The organism is Timonella senegalensis JC301, assembly GCF_000312125.1.
GTDB lineage: Bacteria > Actinomycetota > Actinomycetes > Actinomycetales > Cellulomonadaceae > Timonella > Timonella senegalensis.
Map to the genome: position 1 here is coordinate 762,562 of NZ_HE978641.1, position 17,125 is coordinate 779,686.

At 59.7% G+C, this 17,125-nt stretch carries 22 protein-coding genes; 8 read left to right on the top strand and 14 right to left on the bottom strand.

Annotated features, from left to right (window positions below):
• Positions 1 to 161 (bottom strand): DUF4184 family protein (locus tag HGSM_RS15050; protein ID WP_019147300.1); only part of this gene is annotated, 161 nt, incomplete at its 3' end.
• A gap of 563 nt (positions 162 to 724) precedes the next feature.
• On the opposite strand from HGSM_RS15050, the gene HGSM_RS03220 reads away from it, so the two are divergent.
• Complete coding sequence (locus tag HGSM_RS03220) at positions 725 to 991, top strand: hypothetical protein (RefSeq protein WP_019147301.1); 267 nt, start codon at positions 725 to 727, stop codon at positions 989 to 991.
• Positions 992 to 1,190: 199 nt separating this feature from the next.
• Here HGSM_RS03220 and HGSM_RS03225 read toward each other — a convergent pair whose 3' ends face one another.
• From HGSM_RS03225 to HGSM_RS03235, 3 genes are all read right to left on the bottom strand, one after another.
• Positions 1,191 to 1,604 (bottom strand): cupin domain-containing protein, encoded by a 414-nt coding sequence (locus HGSM_RS03225; protein WP_019147302.1) that lies wholly within the window; start codon positions 1,602 to 1,604, stop codon positions 1,191 to 1,193.
• A 69-nt stretch (positions 1,605 to 1,673) separates the two neighbouring features.
• The gene (locus HGSM_RS03230) at positions 1,674 to 2,495 is read right to left on the bottom strand and encodes a phosphoenolpyruvate hydrolase family protein (RefSeq protein WP_019147303.1); all 822 of its coding nucleotides are present in this window, start codon (positions 2,493 to 2,495) and stop codon (positions 1,674 to 1,676) included.
• Between the two features lie 70 nt (positions 2,496 to 2,565).
• Complete coding sequence (locus tag HGSM_RS03235; protein WP_019147304.1) at positions 2,566 to 3,786, bottom strand: Tm-1-like ATP-binding domain-containing protein; 1,221 nt, start codon at positions 3,784 to 3,786, stop codon at positions 2,566 to 2,568.
• 146 nt (positions 3,787 to 3,932) lie between these two features.
• Between HGSM_RS03235 and HGSM_RS03240 the strand changes: the two genes are divergently transcribed.
• Genes HGSM_RS03240 through HGSM_RS14765 form a run of 3 tightly spaced genes read left to right on the top strand, consistent with a single transcriptional unit; the run spans position 3,933 to position 5,767 of the window.
• Entirely contained in the window at positions 3,933 to 5,291 is a 1,359-nt protein-coding gene (locus HGSM_RS03240) for an aminotransferase-like domain-containing protein (RefSeq protein ID WP_195891332.1), read from the top strand.
• A gap of 53 nt (positions 5,292 to 5,344) precedes the next feature.
• On the top strand, positions 5,345 to 5,473 hold the full coding sequence (locus tag HGSM_RS14930; protein WP_268257791.1) for a GNAT family N-acetyltransferase: 129 nt from the start codon (positions 5,345 to 5,347) through the stop codon (positions 5,471 to 5,473).
• Positions 5,474 to 5,485: 12 nt separating this feature from the next.
• A complete protein-coding gene (locus tag HGSM_RS14765) occupies positions 5,486 to 5,767 on the top strand; it encodes a GNAT family N-acetyltransferase (RefSeq protein ID WP_268257794.1) in 282 nt (93 codons plus the stop codon).
• Between the two features lie 69 nt (positions 5,768 to 5,836).
• On the opposite strand, the gene HGSM_RS03250 is transcribed toward HGSM_RS14765, so the two are convergent.
• From HGSM_RS03250 to HGSM_RS03270, 5 genes are all read right to left on the bottom strand, one after another.
• Entirely contained in the window at positions 5,837 to 6,313 is a 477-nt protein-coding gene (locus HGSM_RS03250) for a hypothetical protein (RefSeq protein WP_019147307.1), read from the bottom strand.
• A 159-nt stretch (positions 6,314 to 6,472) separates the two neighbouring features.
• Positions 6,473 to 8,344 carry a heavy metal translocating P-type ATPase gene (locus tag HGSM_RS03255; protein WP_040594269.1) on the bottom strand — a complete coding sequence of 624 codons (1,872 nt, stop codon included), beginning with the start codon at positions 8,342 to 8,344 and terminating at the stop codon, positions 6,473 to 6,475.
• 189 nt (positions 8,345 to 8,533) lie between these two features.
• Positions 8,534 to 8,773 (bottom strand): heavy-metal-associated domain-containing protein, encoded by a 240-nt coding sequence (locus HGSM_RS03260; RefSeq protein ID WP_019147309.1) that lies wholly within the window; start codon positions 8,771 to 8,773, stop codon positions 8,534 to 8,536.
• A gap of 280 nt (positions 8,774 to 9,053) precedes the next feature.
• The gene (locus HGSM_RS03265; protein ID WP_019147311.1) at positions 9,054 to 9,794 is read right to left on the bottom strand and encodes a Crp/Fnr family transcriptional regulator; all 741 of its coding nucleotides are present in this window, start codon (positions 9,792 to 9,794) and stop codon (positions 9,054 to 9,056) included.
• Positions 9,795 to 9,918: 124 nt separating this feature from the next.
• Complete coding sequence (locus HGSM_RS03270) at positions 9,919 to 10,416, bottom strand: HPP family protein (RefSeq protein WP_040594271.1); 498 nt, start codon at positions 10,414 to 10,416, stop codon at positions 9,919 to 9,921.
• Between the two features lie 103 nt (positions 10,417 to 10,519).
• On the opposite strand from HGSM_RS03270, the gene HGSM_RS03275 reads away from it, so the two are divergent.
• Positions 10,520 to 11,068 (top strand): TetR/AcrR family transcriptional regulator, encoded by a 549-nt coding sequence (locus tag HGSM_RS03275; RefSeq protein ID WP_019147313.1) that lies wholly within the window; start codon positions 10,520 to 10,522, stop codon positions 11,066 to 11,068.
• A gap of 260 nt (positions 11,069 to 11,328) precedes the next feature.
• Here HGSM_RS03275 and HGSM_RS03280 read toward each other — a convergent pair whose 3' ends face one another.
• From HGSM_RS03280 to HGSM_RS03300, 5 genes are all read right to left on the bottom strand, one after another.
• Positions 11,329 to 11,802, bottom strand: coding sequence for a DUF2975 domain-containing protein (locus tag HGSM_RS03280; RefSeq protein ID WP_019147314.1), 474 nt, complete (start codon positions 11,800 to 11,802; stop codon positions 11,329 to 11,331).
• A gap of 62 nt (positions 11,803 to 11,864) precedes the next feature.
• Complete coding sequence (locus tag HGSM_RS03285; protein WP_019147315.1) at positions 11,865 to 12,692, bottom strand: hypothetical protein; 828 nt, start codon at positions 12,690 to 12,692, stop codon at positions 11,865 to 11,867.
• A gap of 406 nt (positions 12,693 to 13,098) precedes the next feature.
• Complete coding sequence (locus tag HGSM_RS13575) at positions 13,099 to 13,476, bottom strand: SdpI family protein (RefSeq protein WP_154646228.1); 378 nt, start codon at positions 13,474 to 13,476, stop codon at positions 13,099 to 13,101.
• A 490-nt stretch (positions 13,477 to 13,966) separates the two neighbouring features.
• Positions 13,967 to 14,341 (bottom strand): Hsp20/alpha crystallin family protein, encoded by a 375-nt coding sequence (locus HGSM_RS03295; RefSeq protein ID WP_019147317.1) that lies wholly within the window; start codon positions 14,339 to 14,341, stop codon positions 13,967 to 13,969.
• 258 nt (positions 14,342 to 14,599) lie between these two features.
• Entirely contained in the window at positions 14,600 to 15,028 is a 429-nt protein-coding gene (locus HGSM_RS03300) for an Hsp20/alpha crystallin family protein (protein ID WP_019147318.1), read from the bottom strand.
• Positions 15,029 to 15,133: 105 nt separating this feature from the next.
• Between HGSM_RS03300 and HGSM_RS03305 the strand changes: the two genes are divergently transcribed.
• The 3 genes from HGSM_RS03305 to HGSM_RS03320 all read left to right on the top strand — a co-directional run bounded on the left by HGSM_RS03305 (position 15,134) and on the right by HGSM_RS03320 (position 17,068).
• On the top strand, positions 15,134 to 15,421 hold the full coding sequence (locus tag HGSM_RS03305; RefSeq protein WP_019147319.1) for a MerR family transcriptional regulator: 288 nt from the start codon (positions 15,134 to 15,136) through the stop codon (positions 15,419 to 15,421).
• A gap of 190 nt (positions 15,422 to 15,611) precedes the next feature.
• Positions 15,612 to 16,070, top strand: a complete 459-nt coding sequence (locus HGSM_RS03315) for a GNAT family N-acetyltransferase (RefSeq protein WP_019147321.1) — start codon at positions 15,612 to 15,614, stop codon at positions 16,068 to 16,070.
• Between the two features lie 557 nt (positions 16,071 to 16,627).
• Positions 16,628 to 17,068 carry a GNAT family N-acetyltransferase gene (locus tag HGSM_RS03320; RefSeq protein WP_019147322.1) on the top strand — a complete coding sequence of 147 codons (441 nt, stop codon included), beginning with the start codon at positions 16,628 to 16,630 and terminating at the stop codon, positions 17,066 to 17,068.
• Positions 17,069 to 17,125 lie beyond the last annotated feature (57 nt).

Sequence of the window (17,125 nt, forward strand, 5' to 3'; positions counted from 1 at the left end):
GGCATGAAGTGCGTGCGCACGCCCAGCTGCATGAGCGGCGGGATATAGAACACGAGGTCAGGCGCCATACTGCCCACCGCGAGCGCCGCGAACGGGAGTGGCGGGATCCCCGGCGCCTTGTACGGGAGGATCGCGGCGATGTGGCTCACGGTAAAGGGCATTGAGGTCCTTGGTTGGGGTGAGGGGGCTTTGGCGCTGTGTCGCGGGAGTTCGATGGTGGGCGTTTGGTACTTCGAACTATGTGCGTGGGCTGAACGAGTCGGGCCGGCTGAACGAGTCGGGCCGGCAGAGCGACCGCAATGTCACCGCTCCGCACCTACACAACTCGCCTCACCCGAACAGCCCATCGCGCCGCACCCAGCCAACTCGTTGTGACTGTTCGGGTATCTAACTATCGCCTGCCCAGTGGGCGTTTTTCTCCCAGAACTAACGGAGGATCCGTGAACGTTTCGGGCGCTTTGCGCCCTCTTGCGGCCCGTTCGCTCCGCGTACCCCTCCTTGTTACGCCCCTCCCTTGTTACGACCTCCTCCACGTGCCGAGATTGCACTTGGGGGTTCGAGATTGCCCGGCGGCCGGGCAATCTCGAGCCCCCAAGTGCAATCTCGCGGAAGAGTGAATGCGGTGGAGAGGCTGTGACCTAGCGAGGACGCGGCGTCCCACGGGTTTGGCCTATGCTGGCTGTGGCGTGCACGAGGCTGCACGCATCGTGTGAAAGGTAAAGCCGTGAAGAAGCCCTGGTACATCCGATACGCCATCTGGACGCTGATTGGCGCCGTGCTTGGTGTTGTTGGTGCTTTCGCGACTGACCATTCGTGGCTCGCGGGACTTCCGCTCGGCATTTTCTTGGGCTTGGCCGTGTCCCTCACCTGGGATTTGCTCACCAAGGGCGCCGCTGGCCACCTCGACGACATCGACTCGTTCAAGTCTGACGAGGACACCGAAGTCGAGTTCGGCGGACGTATTGACGCTCGCGACAACGACCCGAACTAGCGCAACCAAGCAAGCCCACCGCCCGGCCGGGCCGAGTCGAGCTGAGCCGGGCTTAAGGCCGCAAGATACCACTTTCACAAACTTGCATTTTCCTGCAAACCTACCCCTTACCGGTTCCTGCCTAAAAGCACAGTTGGGTGCCGTTCACGCGTGTGAACAGCACCCAACTTTTCGTACCGGGAGCAGCTAAGCGCAGCTGCTATGCGCGTTCCCAAACTGGAGCCTGACCTGCAGGGACAGCCACATAGTCTGGTGCCTCTCGTAGTCCCTGCTCCGAGCCGCCAGGGGTGTAGATCGCGAGGATACGCATTTGCCGCCAGCCCGTATTGAACGTGGAGTGCTCGGTTCCGCGTGGGATGTAGATGGTATCGCCCGCGGAAACTTCGAACTCGCCAGAGTCACCAACGGTTTGGACTCCCGAACCTTCGATGATGTACAGCACCTCGTCTGAATCGGGGTGGGTGTGGATGGCGTGACCCTTTGTAGGGTTGATGACGACTTCTCCCGCGGTGAGTGGCGCTCCGGGGAAAGTGTCTGGTGTGACACCCCACTTGATTGAGCCCCATTCAAAGGTTTCTGTCTGTAGTTCTTCTTGCTTGGTAAATACGGTCATGATGTGTTCCGTTCTGCGAGGTCTTCATTGAACCTCGCTCTGTTGCTTATGTTTCAGCGTTGTCACGCACTAAAACGTGATGTTCTTGAACTTCTCGGTCTGCTGGCGAATGCCCACCTCGGTAGGGAGACGTTCAATCGAACTGGCTCCGAAGAATCCGACTACACCCTCGGTGTGGTCCAGCACGAACTGGGCGTCTTCCGGTTCTGCGATTGGTCCACCGTGGCAGAGCACGAGGATGTCCGGGTTCACCTCGACGGCAGCGTCACGCATTGCTTGGACGCGTTCCACGGATTGTTCGAGAGTGAGGGCCGTAGAGGCTCCGATAGTGCCCTTGGTCGTCAGCCCCATGTGTGGCACAAGGATGTCCGCTCCGGCTTCTGCCATGGCGCGGGCTTGGTCCACGTCGAACACGTATGGGCTGGTCAGCAGATCGCGTTCGTGGGCGAGTCGGACCATGTCTACTTCAAGGTCGAATCCCATCCCGGTTTCTTCGAGGTTGGCACGGAAGGTACCGTCAATGAGACCCACGGTTGGGAAGTTCTGAACGCCTGCAAAACCTGCAGCCTTGATGTCGTCCAAGAATCTGCCCATGACGCGGAATGGGTCAGTTCCGTTGACTCCCGCAAGTACCGGAGTGTCTTTGACGATAGGCAGGACTTCGTTCGCCATGTCCATGACGATTGCGTTGGCGTCACCGTAGGCGAGTAGACCTGCGAGCGAGCCGCGCCCTGCCATGCGGTATCGACCGGAGTTGTAGATGATGATGAGGTCGATTCCGCCTGCTTCAGCGGACTTTGCTGAGATGCCAGTTCCAGCACCACCTCCGATGATGGGGTGCCCCGCTGCGACTGTTGCTTTCAGCCTTTCTAGGGCTATTGTCCGATCCATTGTGTTCTCCTTAGTCCTTATCTGGGTGTGCGGTTGCGCCGCAGAGTTCATTGATTTTCGACGATTGTGGTTACTGTTCGCTGATCATCGCGTGGAGTCGTTGGGCTGCGTCGCGGCCGAGGCCTGGTGCGTTGATGTCGGAGTCAACTTCAATGATTTCCACAGCGGAGCCTTTTAGGCCGTCCTTGACCGCGGTGAACAATGCCTGGTCGGCATCGACATCATGGAATGGTGCACCTTCGATGTCGATTCCACTAAGGCCGTGCAGCGGGATGATGAGAGTGGTGGGTCCCGTGGCCGCAGCGAGTTTGGCTGCGATGCGTTTTCCGAGTTCTGAGTTCTCTTCCGGGGTTGTACGCATGAGTGTGACTGTGGCGTTGTGGACAACAAAGGTGCGGTCGTCGAACATGCCGGGGACCAGCTCTCGCGGTCCAAAGTTGACCATGTCGAGTGCCCCGAGTGAAACCACCTGGGGAATGCCAGCCTTGCCTGCGGCTTCGAGGCGGTGCGGTCCTGCGCTGAGGACTCCGCCTACTAGGTCGTCAGCTAGTTCAGTGGTTGTTAGGTCAAGGGTGCCTGCGAGCGCCCCGTCTCCAGCGAGTTTTTCCATGGCCCGTCCGCCAGAGCCGGTGGCGTGGAACACGAGGGGTTCGTAGCCGAGTTCAAGCAGTTCCTTACGGGCTTCGTCTACGGCCGGCGTGGTGAGCCCAAACATTGAGAGCCCGATGAGTGGCTTGTGATCTCCAGCCGGCGCGGTGCTTCGGGCTTCGTGCGCGGTGGCCATCGCTGCGGTCGCTGCCACTGCATTACCGAACACTTGCTCGGACACAGAGTTGATTCCAGCTACGTCTACAACCGAGTACATCAGGGTGATGTCTGACTCGCCCACGTAGGGTGCGACATCTCCCGATGCCATTGTTGAAACCAGGAGTTTTGGGACACCAACGGGCAGCGCCTGCATTGCGAAGGCGGCCACCGAAGAGCCGCCTGACCCTCCCACTGCGAGCGCGCCATTGAGTTGGCCCTGCTCGTAGAGCGAGGTCACGACGCGGGCCGCTCCTTCTGCCATGGTTTGCATGGCCGCGCCGCGGTCGTTGGCCGCAATGAGTTGGTTTAGATCAGCTCCGGCTGCTTCTGCCACCGCGTCAGGCGTGTAGTCGGCTTCTGCTGTGGACATAGGGCCTACATCGATACGAGTGGTAAGGACACCGTGAGCTTCAAGCTTTTCTTGGAGCCACGCATATTCCTCGCCCTTGGTGTCCATGGTTCCGATCAGTGCGACGATCGCCATCGTTCCTCCTCTTCGAGTTCCGTTTTAGGAAGTGCTTACTGCAAGTCTGCGCGCCCACCATCACCCCTGTATGGTCCAGTTAGGGAAAAGTGGACCAATTGGGGATTCAGATGGCACAGTCACGGTCGGATCGGATAGCTCGACTGTTGGGAAATTGGCAGGCGGAAGCCGCAACTCCCGCGGAGGCGTTGCGATTGTCGTTGGCCGCACTCATTGAGGGCGCGCGGCTGCCTGCAGGGCAGAAAATGCCCGGTCAGCGCGAGTTAGCAGACGCATTAGGAATCGCCCGAGGAACTGTTTCCAGTACGTATGGTTCGCTGATCTCTTCCGGACATCTGACTGCCCGCCAGGGTTCTGGAACCTATGTACGTGCCCTCAAAACTATCGGGCAGGGCGGGGATGGGAGGCTCACGTCCTTTGACGAGCACAGTCCCCGCATCGTGGCCGACCTATCTTCCGGAGCTCTACCCGGAACCGAGTTTCTCTCTCGAATCATGCCGGAAATGAGCCGCCAACTCCATGAACACTACCTCGATGAAGCCGGATACTATCCGGCGGGCTTGCCCGCCTTACGCGCGGAGATAGCGGCACTGGTCACGGAGCAGGGACTAGCAACATCGTCGGAAAACATTTTGATCACTGCCGGATCTCAACAGGCGGTGTGGCTGATTGCCACGGCTCTGACTGAGCCGGGCAGTCTCGTGGTGGTCGAGGATCCAACATATCGAGGGGCGCTTGAGGCCTTTGCTGGAACAGGCGCGCACACGCGCGGTGTCCCGTTCGGACCGTCAGGTATCGACATAGGGTTGTTGGCCAGCGCCGCCAAGGCAGCTGATCTGGTGTATCTGCAGCCAGCGCTGCACAATCCCACGGGCATTCATACGTCATCTGTGCGCCGCGCACAAGTCGCACGTATTTTCGACGATTCCCGCGCGCTAGTGGTTGACGATCAGTCATCTGCGGACTTGGCTTGGACCCGGTCGCAGCGTCTGCATGGCCTCGAACGGCACATGGACCCGGCAAGGTTGCTGGTAGTGGGGACGTTTTCCAAATTGTTTTGGGGTGGCATCCGGGTGGGCTGGATTCGCGGGCCTAAGGCCATCATTTCCCGGCTAACTGATCTTCGGCGAGGTATTGATCTGTCTAACTCGGTTCTCGATCAGATGGCCGCGCTTCTCCTGCTGCCCAGCATGGAAGCGCAGCGTGACGCCCGGCGAGAACATCTGTCTGCTCAGTTCAGGACGATGAGCACGACGTTGAGCGCCCTACTCCCCAACTGGTCATGGTGGCTACCAGCGGGTGGGTCAGGACTGTGGGTGGACACAGGAGAGGATGCGATCTCGTTGTCACAGAGGGCCCTTGCCCGCGGGATCCGACTCACTCCGGGACCATCGTTTTCACCTCATGCAGGCCACCGCAGTTTCCTTAGGTTGCCGGTGTGGCATGACGAGGGGCAATTCGCGGAGGCTATGGCAGTGATCGCTGAGCTAACCGAGGAAGTCTAACGGGTTGGGCGTGTTCACTTTCCCCGTCACAGACCAGTGGGCACGGTTTATGCATGACATACGCACTGCGTGAATATGCGCCCGAGGATGTCGAGGCTGTCATTGCGCTGTGGCAGGAGGTTGGTCTGACCCGACCTTGGAACGATCCTCACGATGACATTGCTCAGGCCCATAAGAACTAGCCAAGGCACTTCATCGTTGCAGTGGATGATCAGGACACCGTCATCGGCACAGTCATGAGCGGATACGACGGGCACCGTGGCTGGCTGTACTACGTTGCCGTGTCAGCATCATGGCAGAGCAAGGGTATAGGGAAAGCCCTGGTTTCTGAGGCCGAGGCAAGCCTCAAGGCGTTGGGTTGTGTGAAGACCCAACTCATGGTGCGTGGCGATAACACTGCTGTTCTTCAGTTCTATGACTCTCTCGGGTACTCCGTGGCTGACGCAATGGTATCCGGCAAGCGCCTCGATGCTTAGCCTTCTCGGCCGGGGTTCATTCACTCGTTCGATGTCATGGGTATAGCAATTCGGTCCATTACCAGCCGATCAAACCCTTGGGCATGCGGGTGGTGTCCAGTCAGTTGAACTCGCAAGCTGTTCCACCTCTAGCCACGCTTTGCTTACTCGCGGATCAGCAAAGAATCCGCTCCTTCTAATCGCTGCGCTGAGGCCCTTGTAGTTAATTGGATGCGTATTGTCTGCAAACCCGACCCTGAAGTAGTCGATGAAATACCACGCTTCTTCGGCGTCTTGGCATTCGCTGTAGATCGCAGTTGCCAAAGCGTCCAGGGTTGATAGTTCGTCTAGATCCATCTGCACATCATCGGCACGTTCCTGGATTTCCAAAGGGACTCTGACCGTGATCTCGGCCGTGTTTCTAGACCAAAGACGTCGAAGTTCCCACCACGCCACTGCGGAACGCTTCACTTCGGCGTCCGTGAACCTGGATGTCACGTCTCTTCCATTCTCATCAGTTCCCGAGTTCCGGGCATCGAACGGATCAATAATCATCCGTTCGATCATATAGCGACTGCACCAGAAAACCCACGCACCCCCTGTTCCACGTGAAACATGCGGCGGTGCTGGGAGGGGACCAAGATCGTCGGGAATCGGGGCAGTGAAACGTGGGGCACCGGCGAATGCCGGTGCCCCACCTGAGCCAACCATCCAACGCATCCTTTGCTACGCGAGCGCGGGATCTGGATCCGCTGTTTCGACCCGGCTTTCGGCCGGGCGGACTAGCGGCTCCTCGCGGTAGGTAGGGCGCAGGAGCAGCATGGCGATGGCGATGACCACGAGGACCGAGGCCTCGTGAACGAGCATTCCCAAGGCCATCGTGACGCCGCCTGCGAACACTCCGGCGACCAACAAAGCCACCGTGACCAGCGCAATCGTGATGTTCACGCGCATTGTGCGGACGGTTCGCCGGGCGAGGTCCAGTGCGTGTGGGAGGCGGTCGAGACGATCTGCCATGAGGGCGATGTCGGCGGTTTCGATCGCGGCGGGCGAGCCCGCAGCCCCCATCGCAACGCCGACGTCCGCGAGCGCGAGGGCCGGGGTGTCGTTGACGCCGTCGCCGAGCATGGCCACGGTACGCCCCTGGGACTGGAGCTCGCGGACCAACTCGAGTTTGTCCTCGGGAAGGAGTTCGGCGCGGACCTGCGTGATGCCAAGTTCGGCGCCGACGTTCGCGGCGACTCGCTTGGCATCTCCGGTGGCCATAACAACCTCGATGCCGCGCGCGGCCAGCGCCGCAACCGCACGCTTGGCCTCCGGGCGCACGGTGTCGGCCACGCCGACCACACCCACTGTGCGCCCATCGACGCCCACAAACATGGCGGTCCGGCCGCGCTCGTTGAGTGCGAGCAATGGCGCAGGGTCCGGGGAATCGTCCATTAGGTCGGCCGTACCTACCGCGACCATTTGCCCCGAAACCACGGCGCGAATGCCCTTTCCGGTCACGGGGTCTGCGTGATCCACGTGGATGATATCGACACCCCGGTCGGCGGCCCCGGCGATGATCGCCTCGGCCAGAGGGTGCTCGGAACCGGTCTCGGCGCTGGCTGCAAACCGGACGATCTCGCGCTCATCCCATCCCGCAGCTAGCGGCAAGACGTCAGTCAACACAGGGTTTCCCGAGGTCAGAGTACCCGTCTTGTCCACAACCAAGGTGTCCACACGGGCGGCGGACTCGAGATACTCGCCACCCTTGATGAGGATGCCATCCTTGGCGCTGCGCCCGATTCCCGCCACGATCGACACGGGGATTGAGATGACCAGAGCACCCGGGCAACCGATCACTAGGAGGGTCAAGGCAAGTTCTAGGTCACGAGTGATGAGCCCCGCAAGCAGAGCCCCCACGATGATCCCCGGGGTGTAGTACTTGGAGAATTTCTCCATGAACGTCTGAGTCTTTGCCTTGTCATCCTGGGCCTCCTCGACCCGGTGGATGATCGTGGCGAGCGTGGAATCAGCACCAATCCGCTCGGCCTCCACGCGCAGCAATCCGGAACGCAACCACGTTCCAGCAAAGACCTGGCTGCCGTCATGCTTCTCCGCGGGCATGGACTCGCCCGTGATCGTGGCTTCATCAACACCGCCCTGACCAGTAATAACGCGGCCGTCCACGGGGATTTGCTCACCGTTGCGCACTAGCACGACGTCACCGGGCTCCAGCTCCCACGTCTCTACCATGACCGGCTCACCATCCCGCAAGACGGTGGCCTGATCCGGCGCGGCCGCAACGAGTTCAGACAGTGCGGCGCGCGTCCGAGACAGCGTCGCCCTCTCAAGCGCCTTGCCCAGCGCAAACAGGAAGGTCACCGCTGCGGCCTCCCAATAGTTCGCAATGATCATCGCGCCCACAGCGGCCACCACCACGAGCAGGTCAATCGAAACCATCTTGACCTTGAGTGCCTCGAACGCCGACACCGCGATCGGCCACCCCGTAATGGCCGCGGCCACGATCATCAGCCACGGCGTGTCCGCCGCGAACGAGATCGCGATAAGCAATCCCGCTAATCCGATAGGACCCCAGGTCCTTAAGGTGTTCATTGTCCTCTCCTAGTTCTTGGGCGGGGCGGTGATGTGGGTGGGTGGGTCAGTTTGCGAGCGGGTGAGTGGGGCGGCTGGAAGGGCCGGCTGGCACCGGGCGGGTGGGCCGACTGGAAGGGCCGGCACCCGCCTGGCACCGGCTACGGCTGCCCCACCCAACCCCAGTTCACGACGATCGAGGTTACGTCCTCAGACCGCTGACGGCTTGGCCGGGTATCCGAGCTTGGTCACCGTCTCGGCAAGTTCGCGCACGGAGACCAACTCTGGGTCGTGTTGCACGATGATCCTGCCGGACGAGAACTTGACCTCGCTCGACTGCACGCCGGGCAGGGTGTCCAGCTTGGACTCGATCTTTGCCACGCACGATGGGCAGGAGAAGCCCTCTGCGCGCAGGGTCGTGGTGCGGGTGGTGGGGGTCTGGGTAGTCATGATCTTGGTTCCCTTCGGAGTCGTAGCGTTGGGAGAACCGGCTGGTTTTCCCTACGCCTTCGACATTACGAACCCGCGGCCGCCGTCGCCTTGACCCAGATCAAGTCCGCCAACATCACCGCCACCTGCGGTCTCATCCTCGCAGTGGGCATCGGCCCGCCCTGCGCTCGCCCTTGGCTTGCAACCTTATTTTCGACGATCATGCTCACCACCCAGCCCATCGCTGGGAGCCCACCATGATCGTCGGGAATCGGGGTGTGCTTCGCACACCCAATGGCGCCTACCGCTCCGTGTCGCTTCCGGCGGGCGAGAGCTCGAGCAGGACGTCGACGTCCCGGATAACGAGGTTTCGGCCCGAGCCAGGCACCACGACCCCCGAGTCGCGCAGGCTGCGTAGCTGCCTGCTCAGCGATTCGGGCGTGGTGTCGAGCAGCGATGCCACGTCTTTCTTGGCCATGGGCAGTCTGACCTCGGGGCCGTTGGGGCCGGGTGTACTTGGCAGCGAAAGGAGGTAGCCCGCGAGGCGCGCGCTCACGTCACTCGAGATTGCCGAGGCCAGCCTCCGCTCAGTTTGCGTGAGCCGTTCGGTGACGGATTGCAGCATTTTGAGCGCGATGCTGGGGTGTCGTTCGATGACCTCGCGGAAGTCTGCGTACCGGAAAGTGCACATGCGCGTGGGTTCGAGCGCGGTGATGAGGTGGTCGGCGGGCTGCCCACTGATCAGCGAGGTCTCGCCCGTGAACTGTCCAGGCCGCAGCACGCGAAGCACCTGTTCGTGTCCGTCCGCGTCGGTACGCGAGACCTTAGCGGCGCCAGTGTGAACCACGAGGAGAGTCGGGGCGCTCTGCGCCGGTCCAGACACGAGTTCCCCAGCGGCAAAGTGCGCCGGGCAGGCCACTCGCGCGATGTCTTCCTGCTGCGAGCGCGGCAAATCCTGGAAGATCGGCACTCGCGCAACGCACAGGTCTTCACCGCGCGAGGCGCTGATGTCCGTCAGCCCAAGATCCGTGTGCTGCGCCATGGGTGCTCCTGCCTGTTGCTGCTCCTCGACCCATCATAGGCACCGGACCCATTACAGTCTCCGGCCTCACCTCACCAGAACACCAAGATCGTCACTGCGGTCACTTCACCATGTTGGCGGCCCTTCACCACCAGTAGGTGGGATATGGAGCGCTCCCTCTGCTTCCACGGATCAACCCGAACACTACGAGGATCATTGCAGCAATTCCGGCGCACATGACGAACGACAAGAGCCCAGTTGTCGTCGTAGCGCCGATGACCGCCGTAGCAGCCGCAGGCGAGTGAGAGGTACGAGTGAGGAGCATCGCGCCAAGCGCCAGACCTCCAGCAACTGCTGCCGCCCATGGTGAGTGACTGATGCTGCCAACAGCAACTCCAACACAGGCAGAAATCAACTGTCCACCAATGACGTTCCTTGGCTGGGCGAGCGGCAGAGTCGGCGCTCCTGCGATAAGCGCAACGCTCGCCGCCATGGGTGGAATAAGGAGCACATGTCCTGAGAGCACCCCGATCCCCACCAGTGACACAAGCGCAGCAGTTGCGGTCAATGTAGCTGAAAAAAGGTCTGCCCCAGCAATCCTTGGCGGCGCTTTCGTTTCCAGAACAAGTTTCAAATCGAGCATTTGAGGTGTACTCCCATCGCAGAGAACGATCGTTCTCTATTCGATTTGATACTCTAGAGAACGTTCGTTCTCAATGCAACTACGTGGAACAGGCTAACTAACCGTGGATAGCAACAATGATCGAATCCAACTGCTCGACGCAGCGGAACAACTCTTCTATGAGCGCGGGTATCAGACGGTTGGCATGGACGCACTCCGCGAGGCTTCTGGCCTGCCCTTAAAGCGGATCTATTCTCTTTTCCAAGGGAAAGACCAGATCGCAGTTGCGATGCTGCAGCACCGGGACAAACGCTGGATTGCATCACTGGAGCAACACATCGGACATGAGGAGGATCCGTCAGATCAACTGCTCGCAGTATTTGACTGGCTCGAATCATGGCTCAGCAGGGAAGGCCACAGGGGCTGCGCCTGGATAAATGCTTTCGGTGAACTCGGGGCAGTTTCTCCGGGAGTCACCCAGGCTGTACGCGACCACAAGAATCGCCTTAAGAGTCTCATCACCGACCTCGCAGGCCAGGCTGGCGCTTCCCAAGAAACTGCCGATGCGATCTTCCTTCTCGCCGAGGGCGCCATGGTGACTGCCGGAATTTCAGGACGGCCGGATGTCGCGATCCAAGCGCGCAGGGCCGCTCAGGTTCTTCTTGCCGCATAGAGAATTCTCGACGATCTTGGCTGGCACCCAGCCAAACATCAAGTGATGGCCAAGATCGTCAGGTATCGGGTTGCGCTTCGCGCACCAGGTCAGCGAGTACCGGGCATTCGCGCCCGCCCAGCCCATCCTTGCCCACCGGTCGGAGCTCAAACGCCCGCCCGCCGGCACTAAACCCTCGAGTTAGCCCGGGGATTGCGAGATATCCCAGCGGACCGGGCATCTCGCAGTCCCCAGCCCGATCTCGCCGCCGCCCCAACTCCTCACACCACAGACTCCAACTCGAGGCGATCCGAGGTGGCTGCCCGCAAGAGCCCGCGGAGCACGATCATGAGCAGGGCGCCCGTGGCACTCACTAGGACCGCACCCGTCAGGAAGATCAACGCGCCGGGCCCACCCGTCCCGACCACCACGAGGAGGTGGATCCACACGCTCACGCACAGCGCTGTGGCCACCACGCATGCCCAGATGAACACGGTGGCGGGCCGCAGCGCTGCCTCGGTGAACACCGTGCCAGCAACGGCCATACTCGCGAGTTTCCACACCGCCACCACGGCAACTTGGAAACACAGGATCCCGGCAATCCCTGCGATCGAGTATGGCCACACCAGGTGTGCCACCTTAGGCGCGCCATCGGCCACATCGGCGGCAAACCAGGGCACCATGAACTGACCCAGCAGCGAGCCAAGGAGCAGGAGAAAGAGCGACACGAACAGTGCAGCAAGAGCAGCCTTCATGCATCGAGTATCGCTCGAAACCTATCGTTTATCAATAGGCCGACCGGGAAGCTACGGGGGAACTACTGAGGCGACTCAATCGTAATGTCCGAGCCGAGCTCATAGAATTCCTGGCCCACAGTTGCCGCAGGGAACCCTGGTAGACCTGAAGTCGCCTCGGAGCTCACCGGAACCCAGCCCTCGCCGTACCAGAGAACGAACTCCTTGACTTCGATCTCGTTCCAGGTGAATGGCTCAGAGTTCGCGATCCTAATCGTCTCGATCTTGTCGCCCGCCGGAGTGGTGCGCACCTCGGTCTTGGCGTCCGCGGTCCACGTGTCGGCTCCAGCAATCATTGCAGCCGTAACGGCCGGATTTGCGTAGGCCTTGTACACCTCGGCGACCATTCCGAGCATCTGCACCTCGTAGTCATCCGACTCAGTGTCACCCTTGATCCAACCGTTGCCGTGGTCAGCCCAGATACCTTCGTCGTTGTAAACGAGTTTGACCGCAGAGCCGTTGGCCTCGCCCTCAACCGAGAACGAGTAGTCCGGGGTGTACGTGTACTGCACCGTGCCCTGGAGTTCGTCCCCGGACATATCCATCATTCCCGAGCCGTAGCTGGTGAACGCCGCGGTGACGCAATACGCCAGATCCTTACCGTTGTAGGTCTCGCCCGTGGCGAGCGTCAGGGACGCGCACTCCTCAGGGGCCTCGCGGCCCGAGGCAGCGCCTTCATTAGCGTTGTCTTCGCCGCCGTTGTCAGCGCCAGTTTCGCTGTCCGCCGGCGCCGATTCGGCCGGCTTGTCGCCGCCTTCGGCGCCCTTTGCGCCGTCGGTTCCTGGCGAACAGGCTGCGGTGAGTGCGATTGCGCCGGTGAGCGCGATCGCACGAAGAGTCTTGAGCTTCATTGCGGTTCCCCCATCGCGCACCTTCGGCGCGCTTCTGCACGTTGCGTGTCGTGTTGTTTGCGTACTGATTTTCGACGATTCGCGCCCTCGCGCCGCCGACTTACGTTGCTCTCGCGTCCGGTTTGAGCGGGTAAACATGACCGAACACTGAGATTGTCTTGGTGTGATTGTGAGACTAACAGAAACGTCACGCGCTTAACTAGAGCGAGTTCTTTGCGTTTCGCCTAATGAGACACCGCGGTTCAGTTCGGTGCCGGTTTGCGGTATCGGGGCCAGGGCCGGGTCGGGGCAGGTTTGCGGTGTCGAGAAGCGAACCCCCACCATAGATCTCGGCAAGAATGAGAGACGGGGAGCGGGATGCGAGCGGGTCAGGAACTAGACACATTCGTACTAACAGCGAGCCATCTCAGGCCTCGAGCGCAGCCACCGCCCGCCTGGCCGCGCGATAGCCGCGTACCAGCAACACAGCGGCAAGCCCGTACCCCACCGTCAGCGCGCCAAGCCACACCAGCTCGCCGCTCCACGAGGTCAGCCAATCAGCCGCCAGGCCCACCGGAATCGCCGCGAGCGCAACCATTCCGGCACCGATCGTGCCGGGTGCGCTGACCTGATGCGTGATCCGCCACGCCTCGTCGCTGGTCATGCTCCACTCGGTGCGCAAACCAACCGCGTTGTTGCGCTGCAGGCTGCCGCTCGCACCCATCCGCCCCACCAGAATCAGCGTGATCCCAAAGATCACTAGCCCTGCAATGGTGGTGAACATGACGACTTGTTCGTCACTCACGTGTTCCCCCTGATTTCCGACGAGTGTGGCTGGCACCCAGCCTATCCTCGCTCCTCAGTTCGACCTGGTCCGCCGAGGTGTGAAACCTATCGAGATCAAGCACGTTGCGTGAGCGCCTGTGCAAAAGAAAACCCGAGCACGGTCACCAGTAGCTCTCCTCATCCAAGCCATCCACAAAGCTAGGCACAGAATTGCAGCGTGAGTTTGGAAGGGGGTACTGACCATAACCCCCACGAGATAGACCTAGCCGGCATCTATTACTAATTCAGCCCCCTTGCTTACCCAGTTTGGGTGCGAATAACAGACGGTTATCAGGGGAAACTCGGTTAAGGCAATGCGTCAACAATGATGGGCGCTACGGCTCGTTGGAGTCAGTGTATTGCTAGGTGGGCTTTTACTGTCGCGGTACTCGATCTCGATCGAGCAAGACATGAAAATAGGCAAAACCCCGCCCCAGAGCGGTCCAGAGGCGGGGAATTACCTAAAAGGCTTATGAGCCCTTGATGGTGATGCGTTTCGGTTTTGATGTTTCGCTCTTGGGAATGGTGACACTCAGCACGCCGTCGTTCAGTTCGGCTTCCACCTTGTCACCATCCACCTTGTCAGGGAGCTGGACCTGATAGTGGAATTGGCCAACGCGACGTGTGCGATGGCGCAGCAAGCCTTTGCGTTCCTTCTGCTTCAGTTCACCTGAGACTGTGAAGAGGCTGCCGTGGAGTTGAATGTCGATGTCTTCCTGATTGACCCCTGGAAGGTCGATGTCGATTGAGTAGGTGTCCTCTGTTTCGGAGAGGTCAGCCAGTGGCGACCATCCGATGACGGTCTCATTGAACTGCCCGAAGGGAGAGTTCACCAGCTGCCCCATTTGCGACTACAGACTCGCAAACTCCCAAAACGGGTTCCAACGGCCTACAGCGTCATTTGATCGAAGTACGGGCAATGCCATGTGTCTTTCCTCCGTTCTACTCGTTTGCTTTGCATCGCTACCGTGTATTCCAGGCATGAGTCTTTCCGACACCACAACTCCATGCCTGCTCTTGCTTGAGTGCAAGGTCACTCAAGCAAGAGCAGGGAAGTTGCGCGACCTCGAGCTTTGCTGTCGTCGATCCGTGGTCTTTCGACGCTACGACTCAATTGCCTTTCGCGATCCGCCCTTGCCTACCTCGATCTTGCGGGGCTTGGCAGACTCAGCGACTGGGATGACGAGCCTCAACACGCCACCATCAAGGTTCGCCTCGATACGTTCCGTGTCGAGGTTATCTCCGAGCACGAGTTGCCGGGTGAAGAACCCTCGCGGCCGCTCTGACGCCAGGCGCTCGACGCCGTCATCCAATGCTGGTCGTTCTGCTTTGATCGTGACGACGTTACGTTCCACATCAAGCTCGATGTTCTCCTCCGGGACACCAGGCAGGTCGAACTCGACGTAGAAGGTATCGTCCTTGCGCCACGCATCCATCGGCATCACAGTGGGCTGCTCGGACGTTCCCGGCCCACCAAATACCCGCTGAGCAAGACGGTCGAAATCACGGAACGGGTCGGTGCGTAGATACATGGTTCTCTCCTTTCGCCTGTTCTTGCGGTTACCATAAAATCTATGGCAACCGATGTAGATTTTTTATAGCATGGTGAATAAATCGATGCAAGTGGGTGGAGAGCAGTGAACGATGAGAACGAAAATCAGTACAGTCAGCCGGTATACGGGATATCTGTTGCGGCGGAACTTCTGGGTATCGGTGTCCAGACGCTTCGCATGTACGAAAACCGTGGGCTTGTTGATCCAGCCCGGACCGCCGGTGGTACACGCAGGTACAGCAAAAAAGACCTTGATCGTATTGACAGGGTGATCGTGCTGCTTCGAGATGGGCTAAACCTCGCCGGTATCGCCATGGTGCTCGACCTGCAAGACGAAAATGAACAGTTACGAAACGAAAGAAGGGGACCCTGATGACACAGAAAAGAGTCGATCAGTACGACCGACCGGAAACTGATCGCTTGGATCAACTAACTCCGATAGACCTAGATGACACGGACGATGCGTTCGATCACCTTGAATCCGTTCCGACCTCCGTGAACGAGGCTGATTGGATTGATCAGCAAAGGCCCGTGCCTATAGATGATCCTGGCTTGGAGGAACGATGACGAACCTACAGATCGAGGAGCTTTCTCCCACAACGATAGTCGCAGTCAACAAGATGCTCCTCAAAGAAGGGCAAGAAGAGTTCCTAGCCCCCGTTAGTTACGGGCTCGCGAGCGCTGTGGCCGACCCCAGAACCTTTTGGCAGCGTGTCGTACTCGAAAATGATCGAGTAGTCGCGTTCATTAGCGCGAGCTTCGATCCGGGAGCGGTGCGCGAGGAGTTTCGCTCGGTGCTTTGGCGGATCAACGTTGAAGCCGAAGATCAGGCCCGAGGAATTGGGCGGTTCGCGATACATCATCTTCTTGATGAGGCCCATCGCCGAGGATTCGATTACGTGAATGTCATGTACGAGACCGGCGAAACCGGACCGGAGCCATTCTTCCGTGCTGTCGGTTTCGAGCCCATCGGGGAGACCGAGTACGGCGAAGTCATCGCCCAAGTTCGGATCGAACGATAGAGGAATCAGTTCCTTCGTGCTGAGCTCTTTCATAGGTGCATTCTTCTAGAGCCCTACCCTATTGTTCATTCCAAACCCATTTCTCTCTTGCAAGTACACCTGATGTTCAGGAGAGGGAACGAAGGGTTCTTAAACTGACGCCGGGCCGAAGAGTCACTGAGCATTAAACAGCAACTCTAGGAATCCCGCTTCGCCTTAACTCTGACTCCGCACTTGTCGGTCCGCGAAGGTTGTCCCCTTGGGGCTAGGAGTTGGGCTGAGCACGTCACCATGCCACCTCGACATGAGGATTCCGCTTGGAACCAACTCAACCGCCGAGTGAGGTTCGTGCTTTATCCGGTCGTAAATCTCCCTGAGAACAGGGGAGCTAGTGTTCATGACTCGCACTCTATCGATGTTGCTGGGTCAAGTGGAATCACCTAAAGCTTTCCAGGCTCAGTGAGAGGACCGGTACTCCACTCATACGGGTGTCGCATGGAGTGCCTTGGCAGCGCGACAGGCCGGTGCACTAGTGAGTGAACATGCAAACCCCACCACCCCTCGCCTACCGTTGAAGCATGGCCTTGACACTCATTAGCGCACTGGGTGCGGAGACGTACACGCGCCTAATCGAGATTTGGGGGTCCGCTGTCACCGCGACCCACCATTTTCTGGCGCCAGAGCACTACGCCTATTTTGAGGATTCGCTCCCTGGATACTTCCCAAACCTCGAGCTGACCGGCGCCCATGTGGACGGCCATCTCGTGGGCTACTCGGCAACAACGCCCAGCAGCCTAGGGATGCTCTTCGTGCACGCCGACTCACGCGGCCAAGGCGTCGGAAGGGCGCTGCTTGGCGAGGCACTCGACCGGTATCCAGACCTAAAACTCGAGGTCAACGAGCAAAACCCCGACGCCCGCAAGTTCCACGAGCGCCACGGATTCGCAATCACGCACCGCAATGACGTGGACGGCTTCGGCTTCCCCTACCCGATCCTGCATATGGCCAGAAGACCCTGAACCTCACTGTTTGCGTCACTGTATACGGTGAGACCTACAGAGACGTTACAGAGACAA

Bases quoted from the DNA above. Each gene is read 5' to 3' on its own strand.
- HGSM_RS03225 (WP_019147302.1), bottom strand. From the start codon at position 1,604: ATGACCGTATTTACCAAGCAAGAAGAACTACAGACAGAAACCTTTGAA.
- HGSM_RS03230 (WP_019147303.1), bottom strand. From the start codon at position 2,495: ATGGATCGGACAATAGCCCTAGAAAGGCTGAAAGCAACAGTCGCAGCG.
- HGSM_RS03235 (WP_019147304.1), bottom strand. From the start codon at position 3,786: ATGGCGATCGTCGCACTGATCGGAACCATGGACACCAAGGGCGAGGAA.
- HGSM_RS14930 (WP_268257791.1), top strand. From the start codon at position 5,345: ATGACATACGCACTGCGTGAATATGCGCCCGAGGATGTCGAGGCTGTC.
- HGSM_RS03250 (WP_019147307.1), bottom strand. From the start codon at position 6,313: ATGATCGAACGGATGATTATTGATCCGTTCGATGCCCGGAACTCGGGA.
- HGSM_RS03255 (WP_040594269.1), bottom strand. From the start codon at position 8,344: ATGAACACCTTAAGGACCTGGGGTCCTATCGGATTAGCGGGATTGCTT.
- HGSM_RS03260 (WP_019147309.1), bottom strand. From the start codon at position 8,773: ATGACTACCCAGACCCCCACCACCCGCACCACGACCCTGCGCGCAGAG.
- HGSM_RS03265 (WP_019147311.1), bottom strand. From the start codon at position 9,794: ATGGCGCAGCACACGGATCTTGGGCTGACGGACATCAGCGCCTCGCGC.
- HGSM_RS03270 (WP_040594271.1), bottom strand. From the start codon at position 10,416: ATGCTCGATTTGAAACTTGTTCTGGAAACGAAAGCGCCGCCAAGGATT.
- HGSM_RS03280 (WP_019147314.1), bottom strand. From the start codon at position 11,802: ATGAAGGCTGCTCTTGCTGCACTGTTCGTGTCGCTCTTTCTCCTGCTC.
- HGSM_RS03285 (WP_019147315.1), bottom strand. From the start codon at position 12,692: ATGAAGCTCAAGACTCTTCGTGCGATCGCGCTCACCGGCGCAATCGCA.
- HGSM_RS03295 (WP_019147317.1), bottom strand. From the start codon at position 14,341: ATGGGGCAGCTGGTGAACTCTCCCTTCGGGCAGTTCAATGAGACCGTC.
- HGSM_RS03300 (WP_019147318.1), bottom strand. From the start codon at position 15,028: ATGTATCTACGCACCGACCCGTTCCGTGATTTCGACCGTCTTGCTCAG.
- HGSM_RS03315 (WP_019147321.1), top strand. From the start codon at position 15,612: ATGACGAACCTACAGATCGAGGAGCTTTCTCCCACAACGATAGTCGCA.
- HGSM_RS03320 (WP_019147322.1), top strand. From the start codon at position 16,628: ATGGCCTTGACACTCATTAGCGCACTGGGTGCGGAGACGTACACGCGC.